Source organism: Candidatus Berkiella cookevillensis, from assembly GCF_001431315.2.
Lineage (GTDB): Bacteria > Pseudomonadota > Gammaproteobacteria > Berkiellales > Berkiellaceae > Berkiella_A > Berkiella_A cookevillensis.
The window spans coordinates 103,458-125,516 of sequence record NZ_LKHV02000001.1 but is presented as its reverse complement, the minus strand read 5'-3'; the positions used below and the strand labels follow the sequence as shown (position 1 = coordinate 125,516).

At 37.8% G+C, this 22,059-nt stretch carries 19 protein-coding genes; 13 read left to right on the top strand and 6 right to left on the bottom strand.

Annotation, left to right across the window (positions count from 1 at the left end):
• Positions 1–6: 6 nt before the first annotated feature.
• Entirely contained in the window at positions 7–741 is a 735-nt protein-coding gene (locus tag CC99x_RS00520) for a hypothetical protein (RefSeq protein ID WP_057625278.1), read from the bottom strand.
• The gene (locus CC99x_RS00515; protein WP_057625277.1) at positions 735–1,865 is read right to left on the bottom strand and encodes a hypothetical protein; all 1,131 of its coding nucleotides are present in this window, start codon (positions 1,863–1,865) and stop codon (positions 735–737) included. The genes CC99x_RS00520 and CC99x_RS00515 overlap by 7 nt, the downstream gene beginning before the upstream one ends.
• 240 nt (positions 1,866–2,105) lie before the next feature.
• On the opposite strand from CC99x_RS00515, the gene CC99x_RS00510 reads away from it, so the two are divergent.
• The 12 genes from CC99x_RS00510 (at position 2,106) to CC99x_RS00455 (ending at position 13,874) form a co-directional block, all read left to right on the top strand.
• The gene (locus tag CC99x_RS00510; RefSeq protein WP_057625276.1) at positions 2,106–3,302 is read left to right on the top strand and encodes an RtcB family protein; all 1,197 of its coding nucleotides are present in this window, start codon (positions 2,106–2,108) and stop codon (positions 3,300–3,302) included.
• Positions 3,303–3,315: 13 nt separating this feature from the next.
• Complete coding sequence (locus tag CC99x_RS00505) at positions 3,316–4,044, top strand: methyltransferase domain-containing protein (protein WP_057625275.1); 729 nt, start codon at positions 3,316–3,318, stop codon at positions 4,042–4,044.
• Between the two features lie 108 nt (positions 4,045–4,152).
• Positions 4,153–5,292, top strand: a complete 1,140-nt coding sequence (locus CC99x_RS00500) for an ABC transporter permease (RefSeq protein ID WP_057625274.1) — start codon at positions 4,153–4,155, stop codon at positions 5,290–5,292.
• A 62-nt stretch (positions 5,293–5,354) separates the two neighbouring features.
• Positions 5,355–6,005, top strand: a complete 651-nt coding sequence (locus tag CC99x_RS00495) for an ABC transporter ATP-binding protein (RefSeq protein WP_083477399.1) — start codon at positions 5,355–5,357, stop codon at positions 6,003–6,005.
• A gap of 3 nt (positions 6,006–6,008) precedes the next feature.
• Positions 6,009–6,935, top strand: a complete 927-nt coding sequence (locus CC99x_RS00490) for an efflux RND transporter periplasmic adaptor subunit (protein WP_057625272.1) — start codon at positions 6,009–6,011, stop codon at positions 6,933–6,935.
• Positions 6,932–8,311 carry an efflux transporter outer membrane subunit gene (locus CC99x_RS00485; RefSeq protein ID WP_057625271.1) on the top strand — a complete coding sequence of 460 codons (1,380 nt, stop codon included), beginning with the start codon at positions 6,932–6,934 and terminating at the stop codon, positions 8,309–8,311. Before CC99x_RS00490 ends, CC99x_RS00485 begins: the two co-directional genes overlap by 4 nt.
• A 135-nt stretch (positions 8,312–8,446) precedes the next feature.
• Positions 8,447–8,944: a Csu type fimbrial protein gene (locus tag CC99x_RS00480; RefSeq protein WP_077065481.1), complete on the top strand. Its 498-nt coding sequence runs from the start codon at positions 8,447–8,449 to the stop codon at positions 8,942–8,944.
• Positions 8,945–8,972: 28 nt separating this feature from the next.
• Positions 8,973–9,659, top strand: coding sequence for a fimbrial biogenesis chaperone (locus CC99x_RS00475; protein ID WP_057625269.1), 687 nt, complete (start codon positions 8,973–8,975; stop codon positions 9,657–9,659).
• 263 nt (positions 9,660–9,922) lie between these two features.
• A complete protein-coding gene (locus tag CC99x_RS00470; RefSeq protein ID WP_259596534.1) occupies positions 9,923–10,237 on the top strand; it encodes a transposase in 315 nt (104 codons plus the stop codon).
• On the top strand, positions 10,171–11,079 hold the full coding sequence (locus CC99x_RS00465; RefSeq protein WP_305790524.1) for an IS3 family transposase: 909 nt from the start codon (positions 10,171–10,173) through the stop codon (positions 11,077–11,079). The genes CC99x_RS00470 and CC99x_RS00465 overlap by 67 nt, the downstream gene beginning before the upstream one ends.
• Positions 11,080–11,083: 4 nt before the next feature.
• Positions 11,084–13,393, top strand: a complete 2,310-nt coding sequence (locus CC99x_RS00460; protein ID WP_057625528.1) for a fimbria/pilus outer membrane usher protein — start codon at positions 11,084–11,086, stop codon at positions 13,391–13,393.
• Positions 13,380–13,874: a Csu type fimbrial protein gene (locus CC99x_RS00455; protein WP_057625529.1), complete on the top strand. Its 495-nt coding sequence runs from the start codon at positions 13,380–13,382 to the stop codon at positions 13,872–13,874. The genes CC99x_RS00460 and CC99x_RS00455 overlap by 14 nt, the downstream gene beginning before the upstream one ends.
• Before the next feature lie 67 nt (positions 13,875–13,941).
• Here CC99x_RS00455 and CC99x_RS00450 read toward each other — a convergent pair whose 3' ends face one another.
• The 3 genes from CC99x_RS00450 to CC99x_RS00440 all read right to left on the bottom strand — a co-directional run bounded on the left by CC99x_RS00450 (position 13,942) and on the right by CC99x_RS00440 (position 16,630).
• Positions 13,942–14,856 carry a caspase family protein gene (locus CC99x_RS00450; protein ID WP_057625530.1) on the bottom strand — a complete coding sequence of 305 codons (915 nt, stop codon included), beginning with the start codon at positions 14,854–14,856 and terminating at the stop codon, positions 13,942–13,944.
• A 387-nt stretch (positions 14,857–15,243) separates the two neighbouring features.
• Complete coding sequence (locus CC99x_RS00445) at positions 15,244–15,474, bottom strand: hypothetical protein (protein ID WP_057625531.1); 231 nt, start codon at positions 15,472–15,474, stop codon at positions 15,244–15,246.
• A gap of 34 nt (positions 15,475–15,508) precedes the next feature.
• On the bottom strand, positions 15,509–16,630 hold the full coding sequence (locus tag CC99x_RS00440) for a hypothetical protein (RefSeq protein ID WP_057625532.1): 1,122 nt from the start codon (positions 16,628–16,630) through the stop codon (positions 15,509–15,511).
• Positions 16,631–16,936: 306 nt separating this feature from the next.
• Here CC99x_RS00440 and CC99x_RS00435 point away from each other — a divergent pair, with 306 nt between their 5' ends.
• Positions 16,937–20,002, top strand: coding sequence for an AAA family ATPase (locus CC99x_RS00435; protein WP_057625533.1), 3,066 nt, complete (start codon positions 16,937–16,939; stop codon positions 20,000–20,002).
• Positions 20,003–20,034: 32 nt separating this feature from the next.
• Here CC99x_RS00435 and CC99x_RS00430 read toward each other — a convergent pair whose 3' ends face one another.
• A complete protein-coding gene (locus CC99x_RS00430; RefSeq protein ID WP_057625534.1) occupies positions 20,035–21,855 on the bottom strand; it encodes a hypothetical protein in 1,821 nt (606 codons plus the stop codon).
• Positions 21,856–22,059 lie beyond the last annotated feature (204 nt).

The following is a 22,059-nucleotide window of genomic DNA, read 5'->3' as shown; positions in this document are numbered from 1 at the left end:
AAAAACCTATGAAAGACCCAGCTTCTTAGTTGGACTGGGGCTTTCAGGCTCAGCATTCTCTTCTTTCTGCTGCTTCACTTGTCTTTTTAGATTTTCTACAGTTGTCTCAAACTGTGGCACAAACAGAACAGGTGCCGTTGCTACAGAGAATTCAGCGATATCAGATTGATGAATATTCTCTGCATTCTTCTCTAGCGCTTCTCGCACGCTACACTCATTTGAAGGAATATATTCTAAAACAATAGCCCCTTCTCCAATATCTTGTGCATTCACTTGCAAATCCAAAGAATCCATATCAACCGTAAGATCCAAATAATTTGTGGATAAAATTCTATGCTCTGCCTCTTGGCTCATGCCTAGAATGGTATCGACAATGATTTGACTACTCCTTTGTCCACCAATAGGCAAAATATCAATAGGTTCATCCCCATCGGGATGTTCTTCTTCAAAATCTGGCAAACCCAAATCCTCACTTCTTTCCACTATTTTGAATCTAAATCTATCAAGCTCTAAACCAATTAATGTTTCTAATGACAGAGTATTATCACTGCTGGGTCCACCCCAATAATAAATGGCCAGTGGTCTCCTTTGATAAAAAGCAACAAAGACAAAACAAGGTCCAATGCCCTGAGCGGTTAATCTCTGAACCCCTGGCTCAAAAAAACCCATTCTGCCCATCTCAATGTGCGTAGAGAGTATGCCATGCACCAATGGCTTTATATCATCGCTTATTTTTAACATTTATGTTTCCTTTCTAAAGTGAGTGCTATTGCTGGATTATTTTCTGCATCTGAATCTGCGGACTCTGGATCTTTCTCCCAATCACTGTCAGAATCAAAATCAAAGCTATCATCAGCAGAAATATCTGATTTTTCTTCCATAGGAATCTTGCTGTCTTTACTTGCAATAGCATCAAAGTACAAAGTCATCCCTTTATTTCCCTGTTGCCAGAGAAAATCATCGTCACTGCTGCCATCATCACTGCCATTCCACAATTTACGCTTCTTTTTTGTTCCAATAGGGAGAACCTTCTTTGTACGAGAAGGTACTACCTCTTCTTCACTTGAACTTAAATCCTCTGTATCCCCAAAATCCAGGCGAACACCAGAGCGTAGTCTATCAATAGAATCTTTGTCTGCTTTTGATAATTTCTTGGGCGTGAGTTTTCCAGGCCTTACGGGAGATGTTTCAGGATGAATACTTTGCACACGTGCTTTTTTACCAGGCGATAATGGAACAGGTTTATAGCTATCTACTTCATGGTTCTGATGTATTGTCAAATGCGATTTTTTATAATCAGCAATCAACTGTAAAGCACGATGACAAGCATTATTGTGTGCAGAAAATAAGTGGTGATACTGTTGCAACAATTCTACTTGCTCTGGACTCATCAGCTTATTTTTCATTAATTTATTAATTTCTTCTATAGTAGTTTCTAACATCTTCGTCAGACTAGATGCTTTCTTATAGTGCTGCCTGCCCTTAATATCTATTTTTGTATGCTCTTCATAATAAACTGTTGCAGCAACATGACAAAAATAATGCTCCGTATTTTCACTAGGAACTCTCTCTGTCACATGAGAATAGACTTGCTGCAAAGTTTTAAAGATTCTGTCTTGCATACTTGGTGGCAATCTACTCAACTCATTAAGTGCATCCACCGTTGGCAAAGTCGTTAACAATAAATATTCTGTGGCATCTTGCACATAATTCTTAAGCGCAAAATCAGTCTTTCTTTCTACTTCAAAGGCAACCAAGCTATCAACTTGATACACGATCTCAGAACCATCTTGCAGCGCTAATCGCGATAAGGGGGAGGATAAGTCTTCAGTGGGATCTTCAGTTTTTACTACACTTTTTAGCATTTCACATTACCTTTTTATGTACACTCCTTTGCCATTTTCAAAGCATGGATTGTAAACAAATTTACCTTCTAACTCAATTAGAACTATATTTTTATATTCATCAATCTCAGAAAATGTTATAAAAATAACTTATTTCAAGCCACCATGATACATTGCAGAAATAACATACAGTCCGTATTCTTTCATCCTATGCAGGGAATGTGGTAGATTTATGCTACACAGAATACGCTTTTTCACCTCATGCCGATAAAACAACAACTCCATCACGGCACAGTGCCTATCAAAGTCTTTACAAATGATATTGATGAAGGTGCTCTATTACAACTTAAACAAGTATCACAATTAGATATCATTCATGCTCATATCGCAGCTATGCCAGACGTACACATGGGTATTGGTGCCGCTGTTGGCTCTGTTATTCCCACAAAATCAGCTATTATTCCGGCAGCCGTAGGCGTAGATATTGGCTGTGGCATGAATGCAATACGCCTATCGCTCACAGCACATCAATTACCCAATAATCTTAAATCCATCCGCCAAGCAATTGAATCTGCCATTCCAGTTGGGTTTGAGAAACATAATACCGAAACAATGCGTGAAAAAGCTTGCAAAGCTTTTGCACACAAAATAACACATATTTTTAATCAACATCCTGAACTCTATAAAATATTTAATAAAGATAAAAATCGTTGGATGTTGCAAATGGGTACACTGGGTGGCGGCAATCATTTTATAGAATTATGTATAGATGAATCTCAACAGGTATGGCTCATGCTACATTCTGGCAGTAGAGGCATTGGAAATGCGATTGGCACTTATTTCATAGCACTTGCCCAAAAAGACATGGCCAAACATCTACATCACTTACCTCACAAAGATTTATCTTATTTTCGTGAAGGCACTGAACATTTTAATGATTATGTTGAAGCAGTAGAATTAGCTCAACAGTATGCTTATGCAAATAGGCAAGAAATGATGCAACTCATTATTCAAGCCATTAGACCTCACCTGCCCCCCTTCACACTTACACACGAAGCAGTAAACTGCCACCATAACTATGTTCAACAAGAATATCATTTCGGCACCATGGTCTATCTCACCCGCAAAGGCGCTATCTCAGCAAAAGAAGGTGAATTAGGGATTATCCCAGGCAGCATGGGCACACAATCTTACATTGTTCGTGGCAAAGGCAACCCAGAATCATTTCATTCTTGCGCACATGGTGCGGGCAGGCGAATGAGTAGAAATGCGGCAAAACAGCGTTTCACACAAAAAGATCTCATTCATCAAACACAAGGTATAGAATGCCGGAAAGACAAAGCGGTGATTGATGAAATTCCGAGCGCTTATAAAGATATCGATAGCGTTATGAAAAACCAAACGGATCTTGTTGAAACCCTTCATACGCTCAAACAAGTACTCTGCATTAAAGGCTAAATTTTATTTTAATATGAATTTCACCATACTCTTTATATTTATACTGATACTCATATGGGGTGGCTGGGCACTTCGAAAATACATTAGGCCTTATTTCAGAAGGAAGCAGCTTAAAGAATGGCTGCAACATCATCCCAAGCAAGCACAGCTTGAAATATCTATGAATGCGCTTAGTTCTCTATATAGATTTTCTTTTTCGCATCAGGTAGCAAAATTTTCTCAAATTACCCGAGGATTAAAACAACAAGTTTATTTGTATGGTGAAATTGATCTTTTAAATTTCATTTATATCTTAGACAAACTCAATCCAAACACAGAAGATGTTTTCTATGATCTCGGCTCTGGTGCAGGAAAAGCCGTTTTCACCGCTGCAACCGCATTTCCCTTTAAAAAGGCGGTTGGCATCGAAATTATACCCGAATTAATAACACTCTCTAGATCCAGATTAGCCAAATATCACGAGCAACCTTTTGATAATATTAGTCATTGTCAGATTCAATTTATACAAGGTGATTTTTTAGAGATCCCGCTTAAAGATGCTACGATTGTTTTTGTAAATGCAACTGCATTTTCGGCACGCTTCTGGCAATATGTATTGCAAAAACTAATTGCTCTGCCTAAAAATACACGCGTCATTATCAATACACATACATTACCTGAGCAATACTTTAATTTGATCTCTCAAGACTATGAAATAATGAGCTGGGGATTAACGCGGGTGAGCCTGTATCAACGACGCTAAATCCTTAGAGAATTATTAAGTACTCTATAGACAATGCCTTGAATATTCAATCATTCATGATATTATGTTATTCCACCATCTAATGATTTATAGGTTTAATACCGCATAATGCGCAGCATTGCGATTAAAATGCTTCTGGGCGATCGCGCCAAATACCTCGGACTCGTGTTCGGAGTAACCTTTGCCACACTCTTGATGGCACAACAAGTTTCAATTTTTATTGGTGTCATGGCAAGAACTGCCAGCGCTATTTATGCTGTTTCAGAAGCGGATATCTGGGTGATGGATCAACGTGTTCGATATATCGAAGAAGTAGAACCTTTAAGAGACATTGAATTACAAAATGTACGTTCTGTAGAAGGCGTTGCATGGGCAGTTCCCTTCTACAAAGGCTTGTCTACCATACGCATGCCCGATGGCTTAACGCAACAAGTGCAACTCATTGGCGTTGATGATGTCTCGCTGGTTGGCATCTGCCCTAAAATGGTCATGGGCGATCAGTTAGTCATTCAAAAACCACAAAATGCCATGATAGACAGCAATGGTTATATCTTTACTTGGCCAAACCAAGCTTTTAGAACGGACAAACAAATTGAGTTAAATGACAATCGTTTAACCGTTAGCGCAATTTGTGATGTATCTCCTACTTTTTTCACTTTTCCTATTATGTATGTTTCTTATAATACCGCCATGGAAATCACTCCCCCCATGCGCAATAAAATGCCTTTCATTCTTGTCAAAGCAGAAGAAGGGCAAGACTTACAGGTATTGAACAAGCGGATCACAACACAAACAGGGCTACAATCTTTAACTCAAAATGAATTTGCTTGGCGCAGTATTAATTATTTCTTAGAGCGCACAGGTATCCCCATCAATTTTGGTATTACTATTTTATTAGGTGTTATCATTGGTGCTGCAATTACAGCACAAACTTTTTATATTTTTGTTGTTGAAAATCTAAAACAATTTGCAGCCATGAAAGCCGTTGGCGTTACGAATACACAATTACTAAAAATGGTACTGGTTCAAGCAGGGATTGTGGGAACAACAGGCTATGGTTTAGGCATTGGTTTCACAGCACTTTTCTTTAAAATAACCGGGGAAACACCCGCATTGAAAGGCTTTGTTTTGCCTTGGCAGGTCATGGTTGGCACTGCGGTTGTCATTGGTGTCATCATTTTACTTTCTATTATATTCAGTTTGCGTAAAGTATTTAAGCTCGATCCTGCCATTGTGTTTAGGGGATAATTTTGTCACGCTTAGCTGCAACCATTAAAAAACTTAATAAAAGCTTTGAAGTCGGCGATAGCATGATACAAATTCTACATGATATCAACATAGATATCCGTATGGGCGAATTAACTATGCTTGTTGGTCCTTCTGGCTGTGGTAAAACAACGCTTATTTCTATAATTTCTGGCATATTGTCACCCACAAGCGGCGAAATACATTTAATTGGGAATGCTTTGTCTAAAATGAATGATCAAAGCAAAGTATTATTTCGACGCACACATATTGGTTTCATTTTTCAACAATATAATTTATTGCCTGCGCTCACAGCGGCAGAGAATGCCGCAATGCCCTTGCTTGCTGCCGGTATGTCATTGCAAGACGCTACCGCAAAAGCACGTGTCATCTTAGATAGCATTGGCATGGTCGGTCAAACAGAAAAACTACCAAGACAGTTATCTGGGGGACAACAACAGCGTGTCGCCATTGCCAGAGCCCTGGTTCATAATCCTGAGCTCATTGTCTGTGATGAGCCAACTGCAGCACTGGATGCCAAAACAGGCCATGCCGTCATGGAAATTCTACGTGGTATTGCCAATGATCAGAATCGCGCTGTATTGATTGTCACACACGATAATCGCATCTACCATTTTGCTGATCGCATCTTAGAAATGTCCGATGGCCGCATTATTGGTAGCCATAAACCTGAAGAATTTGTACACAAGGAGTAATCCATGTCCCGTATCCTTGCTCTTTCAAGAGGCTGGAAATTACCTTTATTTTCTTTGTTCGCACTGCTCTTTGCTCTCATCACCGTGATGGCCAGAGAGCCTGCGCCTAAAAAAGAGCCGGTTATCATGCCTCCTGTAGGACAATTTGCCAGTAATTTATCTGGGATCGGCGTTGTAGAACCTGCAAGTGAGATTATCAGTATTGGTACAGAAATAGGCGGCGTGGTTCGTAAAGTGCATGTTAAAGTAGGTGACATCGTCAAGAAAGGCGCTTTGTTGTTCAGTCTGGATCAACGCGATATTGATGCACAAATTAAAGTACTGGCGTCAGCGCTCGAAATTGCCAAAGTGCAAGCAGAAGACGCAAAAGCACAATTTGCTATTGTAAAAGACATCACGGATACACGCGCTGTCGCCAAAGATGATTATAATCATCGAAAATACAACGCAGAACTTGCGATTGCACGTATTTCTGAAACACAAGCACGTTTAGAACAAGCACGTATCACCAAAGAACGTTTGAACACAAAAGCCCCCATTGATGGTCAAATTCTCTCCATCAATGTGCGTCCAGGTGAATTTGCAAATGCAGGCCCCTTGAGTGAGCCTTTAATTCGTATGGGTGATACACAAACACTACATGTACGCGTTGAAATTGATGAAGAAAATGCCATGTGGGTAGAAAAGTCAGCACCTGCAAAAGGACTTTTACGAGGCGATCCTAAAAATGCGATTCCACTTAAATTTGTGCGCTTTGAACCTTATATTCGTCCCAAACAAAATTTAGCCGTTTCAGGACAACGCGTTGATACGCGTGTTTTACAAATTATTTATGAAATAGCACTCAAACAACCACATAGTTTTGTGGGCGAACAAATGGATGTTTATATTGAGAAAGCACGCGAAAACAAAAGTGGGGCGCAAGGATGAAATATCGTGTTGCCCTTGCAGCTTTAACAACACTCTGTGTAAGTGCTTGCTCAGCACCTCACATACCTTATTCATCTTGTTCTCAAAAAAACACGGCTATCAATCTCTCTTTAACAGAAGCAATGACACAAGAACAAAGATGGTGGTATGCATTTAATGATCCGCTCTTGAATCAATTGGTTGATCAATTACTCCTTGAAAATATCAATTTACAGATTGCTTATGCCAGATTACAGGAAGCACGTGCATTAACTAAAGTTGCACGCTCAGATTTTTTCCCCCATATTGCAGGCGTGGCTTCTGCAACACGCGCTAATGTATCAAGCTTAAAACCAGAAACATTGTCACAAATAGGTTTTGATGCGCAATGGGAGTTGGATCTCTTTGGGAAGACTCGTGCCAGTGTACAAGCTGCCAAAGCACGAACCCAAGCCCATGAAGCAGCCATTGATGATGTAAAAAATATTATTATTGCAGATCTTGCACGCGCAGTCATAGAATGGCGGCAAGCACAGCAAAGCATCCAAGAAGTAAATCATTTGCTGCATGGACAAGACCAACAGGTATCTATTTTAAATATCCGCGCCAATGCGGGCTTAATCGACGCTTCTTTTGCCAAGCGTGCTCAAGCACAACGTGAACAAACGGCAACGCAGCTTCCGCTTGCCTATGCTACTGCTGAAAAAGCACAATATCAAATCGAAACCTTAGTTAATAGCAAAAATAATGCTATCGCTTTTTCTTTAGATCATGCAAAAGAACACTCGGTCATAGTGCCTACTCCTCAGCAAATAACTATCCTTCCTTTAGAAATTATAAAACAGCGCCCCGATCTAAGGGCCTCATACAACAATCTATTAGCAGCACGCGCTGACTTGGCACAAGCAGAAGCTTCGCTGTGGCCACAAATCAATGTGAGTGGTTTTTTTGGTGTACAAGAGGGTACGCATGGCTTAGTCCTTGCTGAAAATCCAATCTGGTCTATTGCCAATACACTCTCTATACCTATTTTAAATTTTGGTCGTTTACGAGGATTGGTAAAAAGCGCGGATGCCAGAGCACAACAAGCACTCTTAGAATATGAGAATAATATTAATTTAGCCTTACAAGAATGCAGAACAGCACTTTCTGATTACTTGCATGGTATCAATGCAATGAACCGCCAAGCACAAACCTTAAGGCATCGCCAAGAGACGGTTGAGATTGCACGTGAACGATTCGAACGAGGTCTTACCGATATGACGGATTTAACAACGGCTCAAACAGAACTTGATCAGGCAAGCCTGTCTTTTATTTCAAGTAAAACCAGTGCGGCAATTGCATATATCAAATTACAAAAAGCACTAGGAACAGCAACATTTTCTGCAGCAGGTTAAAGATAATTTTCTAACTGTTAATATAAAAATCGCCGTAGCAAACAAGTGCTAAAATTGCAAGTACATATTTTATAGTTGTATATAGACAATACTATCAACTATATTTAGAGCATATAAATTACACTGAGTATAATCATGATGCCTCTTTGGATGAAGCTATTTTGCACTACAGCAATTGGGTTATTTTCAATGAATGCACTTGCTGCTACGGCAACCTCAAACTTTCAAGTCCAAGCAACCGTCAGCGCCTCTTGCAATATTGCAGCAAATCCTTTAACGTTTGCTACACCCTACGATCCAACGGTGGGCACCCAGGTAGATGGCCAGACAACCCTTGATGTTACTTGCACTTCTGCAACAAATTATACGGTTGCTTTAAATGAAGGTCTTGGCGCCGGGGCTACGGTAACAACGAGGAAGATGACAAGTGGAGCAAACACTTTAGACTACACGCTGTTCCGTGAGGCAGGAAGAACCAGTATCTGGGGCACGACAACCCCAACAGAGACAGTGGCTGGTACTGGCACTGGAGCAGCACAAACACTACCCGTATATGGTAGAATATTGAGCGGACAGACCAGCGTACCTGCAGGAACTTATACCGATACGGTTACTGCAACAATTACTTTCTAAAATATGGGAATTAATCAATACAAAAAAAATGAATTGCTTAAAAATACTCTCTATTTTATCTTTTATTTTTACAAGCAATGCACTCTTTGCTAGCACACTGAGGATTGAGCCTATTCGGCTTTCGATACCTGTCCAAGAAACGATTACTACCTTAAAAATAATGAATGATAGTCATGATGCTATTTCCGTACAAATAGATCCTAAATTATGGACACAAAAAAATAATCAAGATTTTTATGAGACAACAACAGATATTTTAGTCATACCACCTATTGTTACCATAGGGCCTGCAGAAAAACAAATCATTCGTATTGCAAAGCGCCACAACCGTGTAACCGCGGTAGAACAACAATATCGACTTTTCGTACAAGAACTCAATACAATTACAAATGCTTCTAAAAAAAGCAATCTCAAGGTTGTTTTAAATCTGCGCTTACCTTTATTTTTACTACCTGAAAAAATACTCACTAATTATCATTGGGAAATTAATGATTTTGACTTAAATAAAAAAAAGATAACCTTAACGAATAATGGCAATACACATATCGCTGTATCTCAATTTGCACTGAAAGATAAACTAGGGAAATCAAGTTTTGCACCTATTAAAACACTAGATTATATTCTCCCGTATAAGAGCAAAAGCTGGATTGTACCTAATCCTTTATCTAAAGACAGATTATCCATTGATGCAACAGTCAATGTCCCTCAACAATAATAATAATTAAAATATATGCTAACTATTTTCTCATTAAGACCTATAGACGAAGGAAAAGATTTATTTTTGAGATCAATTTGGTCACAAAAGGAATCTTCTCTTATAAAAAATAAGTAGTTACAACATATGTTTAATAAGTTGCTCTCTACTCTTTTCCTCTATCTTTTTTGTTATCCTATTTTTGCACATACCAATTGCTCTGATCTGATCCCCTGACTGTGGACACCTAATTTGATAAACTAAATATCAGTTAGGAGACGTGTATGTCCAAGTATAAGAAGTATGATAAGTCATTTAAGCAAAGAGCAGTGCAGCTAGCACTGACCTCCGAACAACCCACCTCAAAGACAGCGAAAGATCTCGGCATTCTTGAGTCAACGCTTTATAACTGGATATCCAAGGCTAAAAAAGACAAAAATATCCCTGAGGTCAAGGATGAAACTCCTGATTTAAAGCAACTTCATGAAGAACTGTTGAAGCTACGCAAGGAAAATGAACGCCTAAGGGATACCTGCGACATTTTAAAAAAGGCTACAGCCTACTTCGCGAACGACCCGAAGAAAGATTCAAATTCATAGAGAAAGAACGTCATCATTATGATGTTGTTTTGCTCTGCGAATGTATGCAGGTCTCCCGAAGTGGGTATTATGCTTGGAAAAACCGACCAGTCGAACCTGAGTGTAATGACACTTTTATAAAAGAGAGGATGAACGCTATCTTTTTGCTGAGTCGATGTTGCTATGGCTTCAGACGCATGCAGAAAGCACTTAAAAACGAAGGTATCGATTGTAATCATAAAAAGGTAAGCCGTTTAATGAAAGAATTAAAGCTGTTCCCCAAAGTAAAGAGAAAATTCAAAGCCACAACCAACTCAAACCACAAGCTGCCAATCGAGCCAAATCGGTTAGAGCGCAAATTCTTTGCGATAAAGCCGAATATTGCCTGGGTTGGCGATATTACCTATATTTGGACTGAACAAGGTTGGCTTTATTTAGCGACAGTCATCGACCTGTGCTCACGAAAGGTCAAAGGCTGGGCCATGGGTGAGCGCATAACAGCTGACTTGGCTGTTTCTGCGTTAGAGATGGCACTAAAACAAGTTGATTGTTCTAAGGCTCTTCTATTCCATTCTGATAGAGGTGTTCAATATGCTTCCCACGCTTTTAAAGAAGTTATTAAAAATAATGGAATGGTTCACAGTATGAGTCGTAAGGCTGATTGTTGGGATAACGCCGTTGCTGAAAGCTTCTTTGGCACTTTAAAGCAAGAGCTTGTCTATCACTGCAAATTTAAAACACGTGATGAGGCAAAATTAGCTATTTTTGATTACATCGAAGTGTTCTATAATCGTATCCGTTTGCACTCAACGCTGGACTATCAAACACCTGATAGTGTAGAAAGAGCCGTATTAGCTGCGTAGTTCGGTGTCCACTGAATGGGGGGCAGGTCACTCCACTGCCGAAATACTGTTTGTAAAACCTATTAACTATCAAGAATATGTTTATGATTTGTATATAAATCAGGTTAAACAACCACAAATGATTTATTTAATAGAAGACAATACAGGCAATCTCTATATTAATGAATGCGCTAATTCTAAATTATCTCTTGCTGCTTTGAATTTAAAAGAAAAAACTATTAACACATACCGTTTTTTCTTATTAGAAAAAAAAGACAAGCTAAAATATAGCTTAGACAAGAAAAATCAAACGCTCTCAATATCACTACATCCAAGTCTTCTTAGCAATCAATATATTGAGGCTGACGAATCTAAACATGTTCGTTGCGACAAACCTGCCAAAGGTAATTTTTTTAATTATGATATAGCTGCACAGAATAATAGTTTTTCTAACTCAAATTATTTAGGCGGCATTGGTGAGTGGATCAATTTCTCTTCTAATGCTTTTACGAGACTACAGTTCTTAGCCAACCATAGCAGGGAGAAATCGCAAGTTACTCGGCTTGATACAACCTGGCAACAAGATTTACCAGCCTCTATTACGACGTGGAAAGTAGGCGATTTTCTTTCAGGCCAAGATGCCTGGTCTAGCACAGCTAGATTGGGCGGTATTCAGTATGCAAGAAATTTTCAAACGCAACCCTATTATATAACCTATCCCTTGCCTGCTTATAGTGGCGAAGCAGTATTACCAACACAAGTTCAATATTACATTAACGATCAAATAAGACTAACACAAGATGTAACAGCTGGCCCATTTGTGATTGATGGATTACCTGTCATTGACGGATTCAATAATATTAACGTTCAAACAAAAGATTTATTGAATAGAGTTTCTATTGTCAGCTTACCTTTTTACGCAAGCACTGAACTCTTGAAGAAATCACTGACTAGTTTCTCTTATGAGTTTGGATTTATTAGAGAAAATTATGGCCTAAAAAGTCATGACTATGGCAGAGCCATTTTTATTGGCACGCACCTTCTGGGGGTAACCGATCAATGGACATTGGGTGGGCATTTTGAGATTGCGGACAAACAACAAATTGCCGGTATCTCCACTCGCAATCTCATCGGCACACTCGGGATACTAACGACGGCCATTTCAGCAAGCCAATACAATCAAATGCAAGGCTCACAGCTCTTTTTACAATTTATTCGAAACGCGCAAACAATTACATTTGGTGGACACTTGATTGCCACAACCCCTCATTATTATCAATTAAATATTCTTGAGAATGAATTTACACCTTTTCTAACCACACTGGGATTTACCAGTTTCAATCTCAATCGCCATGGCACCATAAATCTCAGTCATGCACACCAACAATATAGAGCAATACCTAATATAAATATCTCGACTTTATCTTATCAACGCTCCTTGTTTCAAAGATATTATTTATTATTAAATTATTTACAGAAATATAATCAAACAAGAGATAAAGAATTTCAACTGTCACTTATCTGGAGTCCACAAAATAACTACACGGCAAGTGTAGTTGGCGGATATGAGGATAATAATAGCAAAGAAAATAGAATAGCTAGGGCAACATTTCAAAAAAGCACTCCTCAAGATAAAGGCTTGGGCTATTTTCTACTCGCTGAACAAAATGAATATACCAATGCTTCTGCAGATGCCCTTTATAATGGAAAATATGCACAATATCGCGGACGTTTAAGTCGATTTAGAAATACAAATAATGCAGAATTGTCTACTGCAGGTTCAATTGCAATGATTGGAAAAGATATTTTTTTCTCAAAGCCTATTTATGATAGTTTTGCTATTGTAAATACAGATGGGCTTGAAAATATTTCCGTTTATGAAGGCGGACAACTCATTGGAAAAACAAATACCGATGGAAACATATTGGTGCATAGATTAAGATCTTATGAGAGAAATAATTTGAAAATCTCATTAAAAGATCTTCCTCTAAATATGCATGTAGATACCGCTACTCAAGAACTTATTCCTTATTCTCATAGTGGTTATTTACTTAATTTCAATATCAAGAAATATAACAGCATTTTATTTGAATTGGTTGATCAACGCCGTCAATCTATACCTGTCGGAGGTTATGTTACAATGACAGGAAAAACAGAAAAATATCCAATTGGCTATGCTGGGAAGATATTTATACAAGATGTTTCCAACAATCTTACTTCATTAACGGGCATTGCTTATTATGAAAATACACAATGCCATTTCTCTGTGCCCATAAAATATTCAAATGCACCTATTGCAGAATTAGGAACTATTGTCTGCTATGAACAAAAGTAAATTGCTGCTTGTTTTATTTTTTGTCTTATCTTTTTTAGCGAAAAATGCTTATGCACTTTGTTTAGGATTAGGCTGTAGCTGTAGCATTGCAACAAATTCTTTTAATTTTGGCGCTTATAATCCTTTGTCTCCTACGGCAAAAGATCTCTCTGGCTCATTAAGCGTTACTTGTGGTTCACTGCTTGCCAGTGTAAGTGTTGCATACACGGTTAGCTTATCTACAGGCAACAGTGGCACTTATACTCAACGATCTATGCTCAATGGCGCCAACATACTTAACTACAATTTTTATACTGATGCGGGAAGAACCACTATTTGGGGCAATGGCGGTGGCGGAACAAGCATGATATCAAACAGCTATATCTTAGGACTTTTGTTCCCTAGAACAGATAACTTTACAATATATGGTAGGATTCCAGCATTACAGAATGTTCCGATAGGTGCTTATACTGATAATATTGTAGCAACAGTTACTTTTTAAAGCCTAAAGATCAGGGCGCTTAAACAGCGCCCCTTTTTATCATATAGCCGCAGTACATGATTTTTTATTAGCGAAGCAGCATCCTCAGCTCTCTTGCTAATGGTTTGTTTCGAGGCAAGGTACTTATGTGGTTTTCAGGTTCAGTAACAACAGTATCATGACTTTCTTTATTTCTACTGGGTGTAACACGTAAATTATATCTACCCACGCGCAAACCAGTCAGCATAGGCGTAATGCTTGGTAATGAGCCTTCAAAGGCAATATTGGGTCTTTGAGGAAATTCATTATTCTCCAACCAGATGTGCATTTTTTCAAGAAAACCTGTCATACGTTTTTTCGAGTTGCTTAACAATATATCTAAGATATTCTTTAATCCTTTATATTCTTCCACCATATTTAAGAAAGCTGCTGTCATAGCGCCTTGATATCTCTTATCTATATATGCATCTGCTGATGTTTCGGCATCTCTGCAACCACTCATCATGACGGCATAGCCATGCTCTGAAAAACGCGGCCTTCTCGTGCCTTTTTCAATTAAATTATTTTCTAAATCAAGCACTGTTCCTGAATGACAAGAATCAAATAAACACAGCATTTTGACATTTTTGGGCAGCGTTCTCACTATTGCATTTAATTCATCGTCTATAATATCGCCGCCAGATATAGGACAAATAGCTTCATCACGCCCATCTTTTTCATCCAGACTCAGATCCCTTGTATAAGTGCCATGCCCACTGTAATGAAAAAATAGCGTATCACCCGCTTTTGCATTTTTAATTAATGCTTTTAATTCATTGAGAATATTTCTTCTTGTTGGTGCTATTGCGCCTGCAATGTCATCTGATAGCATTTTAATGTTATCTGCTTCATAGCCATTTTTCTGCAATAGACTCTGTATTGCTTTAATATCATTTGCACAACCATTCAATCGAGCACTTGTACCTAAGTAATTAATCCCTATCAATAATGCTTTGTTAGCCATCTTCAATTTCCTTATTGTTAACATGAAGAATATACTCATAACAGTCGATTTTTACCCACAAGGGGCACAATGTAGGTGAGGCGGCAAAGGAGCGAATCCCCAGGAGTGCACAAATAGTGCAGACTTAAGGTGAGAGAGTGCAGCCAACAAAACCTAAAATTCGAATGTGAAGAGTATACATCTTATGATCGAATATGTTCTGAATAAATAACTACTTCTCACTTAATTAAGTAAGAGAATAGGCTTCTTCACTGCACCATTGACTCAATGCTATTTCAAATAGCTTGCTTATTATGAGCCGTAACCATAACTTAAGATATCATCTTACTTCGATAACTAAACATAATTAGACAATTTATTGGCGGTTCATAACAAAGATTCTGATAATTATTTTCGATTTAATTCATGCTCAAGCAAATGAATATAATCAATATTTTTTTGTACCAGTGCACCAGCAAACGTGCCTAAAACAAACCCAAGCAAAGCAACTGCACCACCATATAAATGTCCAGAGGTCACATGCATTACAATATCGTTAGACACAGGTGCGGGTGTAGAAAAAAATGAGAAACAACCTCCTGCTACTTGATCTATTGCTGATGAACTTAATTTTTTCATGAAGTACCTCTTTGTTTCAAAAAAACTCTATCAATTACAGAGAAAGATGCTGACCATCTTTCTTTTTAATTTCTAATTCAGTTGCAAAGTTGCTTGCAAGGGTGCCAGCCATATGCACTCTAAATTGCGAGTAATCACAAATGAATTTTCCTGAATGACTCTTAGGAAGTATTTTATTTTGAGCACAACGTAAACCCCAGAATGAGATTGCCGCACCACAGTCAACACCATTATCTTGTGTATGCACAATAATGTGTTCTTTTTTCTTAATTATAATTTCATCTTCGTGTTCATGATAAAGCGCTTTGAGAAAATGTTCTGCTTTAGAAAAATGCGCTTGAGTTGCTGTATTTAGAGAATCTAAGCAAAAAATATTAAACTGATTTTCAGCAATTTTATCTATAACAATTAAATACCAATGTTCTGCATCACAAATAGGCCATAGAATTCTTCTGGATAATTTGCATCTTCCTCTCAAAACAGTAAAATCATTTCGTCTTAATCTCTCATCAAATTCTTTTAATTTCGCAAAATGGCAAGACACATTTGCAATATTTATATTTTGAGCAGACAAATAATCAAAATAAAGATCAATGGCACAATCATCTATGTATTGCTTTGATGAGAGTAATCGCTGTGCCGCACTTTTACCCAACTCAGATATTTGAGATATTAATTTTCTTAAAGTAGATTTCTGATCTTGGTATTTTTCATAAACTTTTGATTGGAGGATATAACTGTTTTTCTTGATTTTTTTTAACTGCACACTCGATTTTTGCTCTGTCTCAACTTCTAAATCCCTGATGTACTGCCACGTGAGCGCTACTTGCTTTTGCTGCTTAACCTGGTCAACGACACGTTCCTCATCTGACAAATCCTCCACCATCACAAAATGAGTCTTTTGTTTGAGCACCTCATCACGGCTCAAATCTTCTTGTATCTCTTCAACGAGATCAATGACATGCGTATCATTGTGAGGACGCTCTAAGCCATCAAGCGCGATGTATTCTCTTGACACACCTGTCACGCTTGATATTTCTGTAATCTCATCGTCAACAAAATCTTCATCTAAAACTACCACTTCTTTTTTAGGAACATTGTCCTCATCAATCACAACTATTATTTTATCTTTTTTCGAACGAGGACTTTTCTTCATAAAACCCAAATCAAACCGCAAAAAATGGCATTTTACCTAATATAAACAATATTTTCCACATTTCACTCAATTGTTTATCTTTCAATCTCCACTAAACAACCTCTCATTTAATCTAAATAATGAAAAAAAGCCTCATCTTTTGCACTCACGTTTTTAGGCTTTTAAGTGTAATTACCCTCAACAAAATTAATCCAATACAATAATAAAATATAGTTACTCATTCATTTTAGTGCTGCGAAATAATGATGGAAACTCTTGATCTATAATTACACTTATGTCTGTAACAACTATTTAAGAATGGGATGCATGTTGCGTGTAACTAAACAATTTAGTGTGAGCCTATTATTCATACTCTGCCTATCTATCAATAGCCTCAGCTATGCACAAGCTAATGCACAAGATGAAAATACTTCCATCACACCTATTACACAAAGCAACCATCACACAAAAGAGCAAGAAATATTAATCAATACATCTCATCTAAAAAATTTACTATCAATATTTAATGGCTGGACTGATTCTAAAAAAATAGAATCCGCTGATCGGATTAAAATAATATATGGCGATCTTAATACCAGCAAACAACTTATACTTCTCGAACGAAGTAAAATAAATGCGACTTATCTACCCTTTGATTCTGAAGGCAAGTCAATCCGTGCATTGCAAGATGATCTGTCCTCATTTTTTAATAATCTCCCTGATTTATCAAAAAACCCACGTCCTATTATTGTTCATATAGAACTCAGTGGTGACACACGAATTTTCTATCCAGAATACTGGGATATTTTTAGCCAATTTAGTAACACACTTTGGAAAGACAATGCAACATTAATCATTTCTACAAACAGCTCATCCAATCTTGCATCTATGCGCTCAGGCTCCTATTACGCTAATGATTATCCAGACCATAAAACGCTGGATGAAATGACTTTAATGTATCAAATCGTATATCCAAGCTATCAAGAGCGACAAGAAATCATATCACTATTAACCAAAGGCTATAAATATGATAAAAATACAAGCCTAGATAATCTCTCTTTAATAACGCATGGCTACACTTTTTATGATATATATAATTTGCTAGCAATTGTAAAGAAAAAAACAAAAAGCAACGTCATTGATATGAGTGTCATACGCACAGCACAAGAAGATTCAAATCATATATATCAACCCATATCCGCTATTACGCCTGAAAAAAATAAAGCCCCTTCTAGTAAAAAAGAACAATTTGAATTCTACTCCGCTGGCGAGATAGATTTAAGTTTCGCTGATGTTGCAGGCTTAGATTCTGCAAAGGAAGAACTAAATGTCTATTTACGTTATTTAAAACAACCAGAAAAATTTAAAGCAATGGGCGCAACAATGCCCAAAGGCTTGATACTGTATGGCCCACCCGGTACGGGAAAAACACACCTAGCCAAAGCATTTGCAGGGGAAGCAAAACTGAATTTCATCTATGCTTCAAGCTCTCAATTTCTACAAGGATTTGTGGGAGAGGCTGCAAAATCAATACACGCGGCATTCGAATATGCAAGAAATAATAAACCTTGCATCTTATTTATTGACGAGATCGATGGTATTTCTGAAAAAAGAAGCGAATCCTCTTCTTCCTCTAATCGTGAAACAGTTAATCAATTGCTGATTGAGCTAGATGGTATTAATAGTGCCGCCAATGAAGGATTGATTGTCATTGCCGCGACCAATCAATTAGATCGGATTGACAGTGCTATTTTACGCCCAGGCCGATTTGATAGCCATATTTATTTAGGACTTCCAACAGAGCAAGACAGAAAAACGCTTATCACTTCTCTTACTCGGAAATATAAAGTAAATGACAAAGTTGATCTGAATGAACTAACAAGAACAACACAAGGGTGGACAACGGCCAAAATTGCAAACCTCTTTAATATTGCAGCAATCCATGCTGTTTTGAAAAACAAACCCATGATTGATGAAATATCTTTTACAGAAGCAAAAGAAAAGATACTAGAAGAAACAAGAAATTTTCATGAAAAACCAAAAGATATTGATAACAAATTTCAAATTATACTACCCGAAGATGTTAAAACAACTTTTGCTCAGGTTGGCGGGTTATCTGAGGCAAAACAAGAATTAAAAGATATTTTGTATTTCATCAAAAATGTCGACAAACTCAAAAATGCAGGTATTGCCATCCCTAAAGGCGCTATCTTATATGGTCCTCCTGGGACGGGGAAAACCATGCTTGCACGAGCACTTGCAGGTGAAGCAAATGTAAGCTTTATTTCTCTTTCTGCAACAGAATTAATGGGGCAATATATTGGACACAGCGCCCCTGTGATCCGAGATCTCTTCACACTGGCACGCGCAATCTCACCTGCCATTATTTTTATTGATGAATTTGATGCGATTGTACAAAGTCGCAACAGCATGAATTCAAACAGTATTAATCAAGAAATCGTTAACCAACTTTTAGCAGAACTTGATGGTATCAAAGAAGACAAGAATAATATGATCTTTATTGTAGCTGCAACCAATCGCCTTGATACAATTGATCCGGCAATACTACGCCCAGGCAGATTTGATCGACATATTAATGTTTCTTATCCAGACAAAGCGGACAGAGAGGATATCTGCCGTATTTTCTTCGAATCATATGCTGTAGACAAGTCGATCAAACCGATTGATATCGCTAATATGACACCAGGCTGGTCTCCCAGCCAGATAAAACAGCTCTTCAATGAGGCCGCTATACGCACTGTTAAAAATAATCAAGCTCATATAACAATGAATGATTTTGCAACAGCTAAAGATAGAATCTTGATTGGTAGTAAATCCATTGTCGTAAAAGACAAAGCCGCTCTGGAACTCACTGCGTATCACGAGGCGGGTCATGCACTCATGGCATATCTTCTACCTGAGAGTAATAAAAAAGTTGAAAAAATAAACATTATGGCAAGAGGCGATACCTTAGGCGTCACTATCTTTCAACCGGATGAAGAAAGCTTTAGCACCAGCTACAAAACACTGCGAGCCCATATTGCTGTTGCCCTAGGTGGCCGTGCTGCTGAAGAAATACTGCGCGGTCATGATGGCATTACATCAGGCATTTCAAGTGATTTAAATCATGCTTCCGATATCGTCTTTAGAATGCTAACACAATACGGTTACTCAACAAGCAATGGACTCATTGCCTATCCATATAGAAATATCTCCATTGGCACAGCAACACCCGAAATCATGCAAGAGATGAAAAAGATTTTAGATGAAGAATATACAAGAACATTAAAACTCCTCACTGATAATAAAACAAAACTTGAAAAAATTGTGAAGGCTTTATTAGAAAAAGAATCGCTCACAGAAGCAGAATTTTACAAGCTGCTTGCAGAGTAAAACCAATAACTCAAAAGGCATAAAATTTCATTTTAATTTTTTAATTTCAACCGTTTTGAAGGCGGCTCATGAGAGGAAGCACTCTCTATACGCTTGTTTTTATTTTTCTCGCTGGTTATCAGTTTTGTTTTTGAAATATGCTCCTTGTAGAGTGAACATGATGTTTTTGCTTTCTTTGAAAATAATGCTTTAATACTACTATCAACACCTTGATCAAAAACTCCTTGAGTAAATTGCTTAATCACAATACATCCATTATTGATATTCCCTCCCCTTTTGAAGGTCTTTATGACATGCTCATCCAGAAGATCGAAAAGCCGTCGCGCAACCCCTATTTTTTTATTTCTCTGTTCTGTATCCTCCAATTTGCTTTCCATCAACCTGATATCATTCATTGAAGCTTGATAACTACTAACAATATTGGCGATTTTTACAACTTCTTCTTGTTCCTTAGCACTAGGCTTATCCAGATATTTGATGGCCTCAAGCTTTTGATGATATGTCATCATCGCTTCTTGTACGCCGGATAGCTGTTCAATGCCTCTCTCTAAACCAAGTAGCAATTGATTTTCTTCCATTGTTGAAGAGAAATAAGCGCTCACATCTTCATACAATACAATGCCAAATTTCTGCTCAATATATTGATAGGTTGATAAGGTGTCATCATAATACTGCATGGATTGAATAATTGTCTGAAAAGAGTCTAAATCCTTTTCTGTCACCGCTCTTTTTAAAGCTTCAAGCCGTTTTAAGTCGTTGTCTACATTAGGAATACGGTTTTGTATATAATGACAAGCAGTAAGTAATTTCGTTTCTTCTGTTGCGGGTTTAACAGAAAATCCTCTTGCCACTGGAAAATGATCTGCACCATGGTAATAAGTCTTTTTTTCACTGTACTCACAATGCGCACCACGCAATGTTGCACCATAATGCATATCACTTGCTTCTAATCCAGAAGAGAAAGCAACTCTATCTAAGTGCCCCTCTCTTGCCACATGTGCCCTTTGTTTAGGATCAGGATCACCTTTTATTTGCTGACCATCTAATATCCTAACCCCATATGTACCATGAATAGGATTACCTTCTAATGTTTGTTGAGGGGTCCTTGTCACATCAAAGCCAAAGCCACTTAGATTCGTTTGATGCGTCTGATCACATGTTGTCCCATCTCTCATGAGATAATCACGCTCATTCAGATCACCCATAAATACACGAAATACTTGGGCTTGTGTGAATATATCTTCTATCGAATCAAAGTTTTTGTCTCTTAAATCCTCTCCTGAGAGATAGCCGTTGATGTGCTCTCTGCGTTTAGCATCTTTATTAGAATCGAGATGTGCACCAGCAATAGAAATATCCATTATTTTCTGGCTATTTTTTGTCAGTGCGCCTTTTATCCGAATGATTGATTTATTACCTCCTTTTTCTTTACCCGGTTCATAATAAATTTTAGCATCCGCATCTTGAATATCGTAAGGCTCCTTTACTAACAAGGCATTAGATACTTGATTTCTATCTGTTAACATTGCTTTTGCAAATTGGCCAATATTTCCACCTTTTAGCATATTATTTGCACCCGCTAAGGTTTTATGCTTTTCAAACAAAACAATTTTATATTTTTCGCCTTCTGGTAAGTTCTTATTCAAGGCCTCTAACATTTGTTCGTGCAATCGCTTTCCCTCTTTTGCCATTTCTTCTTGGGTGGCAATGGCAATAACGACAGGAAGATTATTAGGATCAGGAATGAGCTGTTCAATGGCATCGCTCACCGCTGCGACGGATGCCATTTGATTGCCTAAATTCCATGTTAAAGATGAAATTTGAATGCTCTCATTAACGCTTCTATTTAACATTTTTTACCTAATTATTGTAGTAGTAACAGCTAGAGTGAAAAAATAAGTATAAAGTTCAATTTAGTGAATATGCACTATTCAAAATAGCGCTGAAAGAACTCAACAAGTGCAATACAAGTATATCAGTTGGAATGCAAATCAAGAGATGACTAAGAAGCAATGGCTTTTATTCGAGAATACGATATATCACAGTATACTAGATAA

Bases quoted from the DNA above. Each gene is read 5' to 3' on its own strand.
- CC99x_RS00520 (WP_057625278.1), bottom strand. From the start codon at position 741: ATGTTAAAAATAAGCGATGATATAAAGCCATTGGTGCATGGCATACTC.
- CC99x_RS00515 (WP_057625277.1), bottom strand. From the start codon at position 1,865: ATGCTAAAAAGTGTAGTAAAAACTGAAGATCCCACTGAAGACTTATCC.
- CC99x_RS00510 (WP_057625276.1), top strand. From the start codon at position 2,106: ATGCCGATAAAACAACAACTCCATCACGGCACAGTGCCTATCAAAGTC.
- CC99x_RS00505 (WP_057625275.1), top strand. From the start codon at position 3,316: ATGAATTTCACCATACTCTTTATATTTATACTGATACTCATATGGGGT.
- CC99x_RS00500 (WP_057625274.1), top strand. From the start codon at position 4,153: ATGCGCAGCATTGCGATTAAAATGCTTCTGGGCGATCGCGCCAAATAC.
- CC99x_RS00495 (WP_083477399.1), top strand. From the start codon at position 5,355: ATGATACAAATTCTACATGATATCAACATAGATATCCGTATGGGCGAA.
- CC99x_RS00490 (WP_057625272.1), top strand. From the start codon at position 6,009: ATGTCCCGTATCCTTGCTCTTTCAAGAGGCTGGAAATTACCTTTATTT.
- CC99x_RS00485 (WP_057625271.1), top strand. From the start codon at position 6,932: ATGAAATATCGTGTTGCCCTTGCAGCTTTAACAACACTCTGTGTAAGT.
- CC99x_RS00480 (WP_077065481.1), top strand. From the start codon at position 8,447: ATGATGCCTCTTTGGATGAAGCTATTTTGCACTACAGCAATTGGGTTA.
- CC99x_RS00475 (WP_057625269.1), top strand. From the start codon at position 8,973: ATGAATTGCTTAAAAATACTCTCTATTTTATCTTTTATTTTTACAAGC.
- CC99x_RS00470 (WP_259596534.1), top strand. From the start codon at position 9,923: ATGTCCAAGTATAAGAAGTATGATAAGTCATTTAAGCAAAGAGCAGTG.
- CC99x_RS00455 (WP_057625529.1), top strand. From the start codon at position 13,380: ATGAACAAAAGTAAATTGCTGCTTGTTTTATTTTTTGTCTTATCTTTT.
- CC99x_RS00450 (WP_057625530.1), bottom strand. From the start codon at position 14,856: ATGGCTAACAAAGCATTATTGATAGGGATTAATTACTTAGGTACAAGT.
- CC99x_RS00445 (WP_057625531.1), bottom strand. From the start codon at position 15,474: ATGAAAAAATTAAGTTCATCAGCAATAGATCAAGTAGCAGGAGGTTGT.
- CC99x_RS00440 (WP_057625532.1), bottom strand. From the start codon at position 16,630: ATGAAGAAAAGTCCTCGTTCGAAAAAAGATAAAATAATAGTTGTGATT.
- CC99x_RS00435 (WP_057625533.1), top strand. From the start codon at position 16,937: ATGTTGCGTGTAACTAAACAATTTAGTGTGAGCCTATTATTCATACTC.
- CC99x_RS00430 (WP_057625534.1), bottom strand. From the start codon at position 21,855: ATGTTAAATAGAAGCGTTAATGAGAGCATTCAAATTTCATCTTTAACA.